1 protein-coding gene and 2 pseudogenes are annotated in these 2,380 nt (G+C 40.8%); all 3 read left to right on the forward strand.

The features are described from left to right. Positions 1-537: 537 nt before the first annotated feature. Positions 538-994, forward strand: a pseudogene (locus tag HMPREF0083_RS03890) (helix-turn-helix domain-containing protein); the annotation flags it as partial. A 17-nt stretch (positions 995-1,011) separates the two neighbouring features. After that, positions 1,012-1,077 (forward strand): annotated as a pseudogene (locus tag HMPREF0083_RS30060) (hypothetical protein); the annotation flags it as partial. Between the two features lie 214 nt (positions 1,078-1,291). Beyond that, positions 1,292-2,089 (forward strand): fumarylacetoacetate hydrolase family protein, encoded by a 798-nt coding sequence (locus HMPREF0083_RS03895; RefSeq protein WP_021619741.1) that lies wholly within the window; start codon positions 1,292-1,294, stop codon positions 2,087-2,089. Positions 2,090-2,380: the final 291 nt, after the last annotated feature.

A 2,380-nucleotide genomic window follows, 5' to 3' on the forward strand; every position in this document is an offset into this window, starting at 1 on the left:
ATTCGGTAGAATCTAAGTGGTGGGTAGTTGACATAACTTGTATACTAATAAGAGCTTGAGTGTTTTATAATCTATATTATCACGCCTGTTGATTATCCATCTATGGAGTTGATTGTCCAAAGAGGAAAAGGCCATCACGACGGGACACAAACAAGGCCTTTCGTCTCCGCTCCCGCCCACCGCCCTTCCTTCTTTTCTTACCTCCCACCACAAACATGTGTCGATGTATCCAATCAGATGTATATAATCCCAACTTTGATTGGCTTCATGCCCTAAAAGGGCAGGTGATTACTGGGTTGGCTCAATGTTTTATACTCGAAAGAGAGCAAACTTAGCGCTTGAAGAAAATTTCCTAATAGATTAAGATAGAATTCTTAGTTTTTTTAACTTAATCCGAAAAAAGTCTCTCACTTCTAAACGTGGGGGTACGACAGTGCCAGTGAAAGTGGGAGATGAATGTCGGTTAGGTGTAGCCTACCGTTATCGTAATCATGGTATAATGAAGCGAATGTTCTTATAGGGGTAAGGTGATTCGATATGGCAAACAAAGCATATAAGTTCCGTTTGTACCCGACCGGTGAACAGAAGCAACTTCTTGCGAAAACCTTTGGTTGTGTTCGCTTTGTCTACAACAAAATGCTGGCTGAACGAAAAGAAACGTTAATTTCAGGTCATGCCGAATTTCCGAAGTTCAAAAACCGTAAGACGGGACAATCGTACACAACCAGTGTGGTCAACGGAAATATCATGCCTTTGGATGGCTATATTAAATTACCGACACTCAAGCTTGTGAAAATCAAGCAACATCGGGAAATTCCATTCCACCATCTCATTAAAGTCTTGTACGTTATCCCGAACCAAAACAGGAAAATACGATGTTTCAATTCCCAGTGAATACGAACATCAACCTATACAAAAAGAAGTACAGGCTGTTATTGGCTTAGATTTTTCGATGAAGGGCTTATTTGTCGATAGTGAAGAAGGGAAGAGTTCCACTGTGAGTGTGGCTTTTTTGCAGATAGGGACTGGAACGCTTCTATCAATATCAAAAACGAAGGGCTACGATGGTTAGTCTAATTATAAACAGAGCATGGAACAGGCTCGATAGCTAAGTAAATTTCGTACCAGTAGGTGCGAGTACCTTAGAAGCCTCCGCCTCTAAGCGAAGCGTAGGTGGTGGGTAGTTCACATAGTTCAAATACAGATCCACATTTGACATACTGCGGATTTGTATTTGTTAGAGAAGAAACGATTATCTAATCTATTTGGATGGAGTTGAGTTAGTGTGGCAATGCAGGTAATACGAAAAACACAAACGATAGTTCGCTATCAGAATCATGACGGTAAAGTATACTACGGAATTGTTGAGGATGACGAAATTTTACAATTGTCCAGTGATTTTGCTGAAATTGTAAATGATCAACTAAAATATGATGGTGTAAGAGTTAAATATAATGATGTGAAAATTTTGGAGCCTGTAGTACCTTCAAAAGTGGTTAATTTCGGTTGGACATATGCTGAACACGCAAAAGAAACTGGGGGGCAGGCCAATCTCAAGGAACCGTTTTTATTTTTAAAACCGACAACTTCTTTGATTCCAGATCAGGGGGAAATCATTCTTCCGTCAAATGATTTAACCAATCAGGTGGAAATGGAGGGGGAACTGGCGCTTGTTATTGGGAAACGCGGCAAAAATATAAAAGAAGAAGAAGCATTAGATTATGTTTTTGGCTGCACTGTATTTAATGATGTGACTGCAAGAGACCTTACACAAACAGATCCCCAGTATACACGCGGCAAAGGTTTTGACACTTTTGGTCCATTGGGGCCATGGATTGTGACAGGTGTAGATCCAACTAATTTACGAATCGTTACAACTTTAAACGGAAAGGTCGTACAAGATGGTAATACCAATCAGATGTCACTTTCCATTCCCTTCCTTATTAGTTGGATTTCACAGATTATGACACTAGAGCCGGGTGATGTCTTGGCTACTGGTTCACCTTCTGGAAGTTGTCCAATGAAGTCGGGTGACGTCGTATCTGTAGAAGTACAGAATGTCGGCAAGCTATGTAATTATGTAAAATAACAAGTCACACCTGTTGATTATCTATAAGGTGGAAAAAAGAAGGTGCACGCGTCGGCGTGTTCCCTCGTCTTTCTCCTCACAAAGAAGAGACACGGCCGCTTTGTGGCGCTTAATGTGCAGGGCAGGATTTTTGACAAGCGAACTGAACCCTTCCGAGTAGACGAGCGTTTACTTTGGAAGGGTTTTTTGTAATAGGTTTGGCAACCTCATTCGCGCGACCGAGTTCAAATCGTTTATTTTATTGTATAATACGTAGCGTAAAATATCACGCCTGTTGATTATCCATAAGGT

The sequence above is a fragment of the Aneurinibacillus aneurinilyticus ATCC 12856 genome, assembly GCF_000466385.1.
GTDB lineage: Bacteria > Bacillota > Bacilli > Aneurinibacillales > Aneurinibacillaceae > Aneurinibacillus > Aneurinibacillus aneurinilyticus.

Bases quoted from the DNA above. Each gene is read 5' to 3' on its own strand.
- HMPREF0083_RS03895 (WP_021619741.1), top strand. From the start codon at position 1,292: ATGCAGGTAATACGAAAAACACAAACGATAGTTCGCTATCAGAATCAT.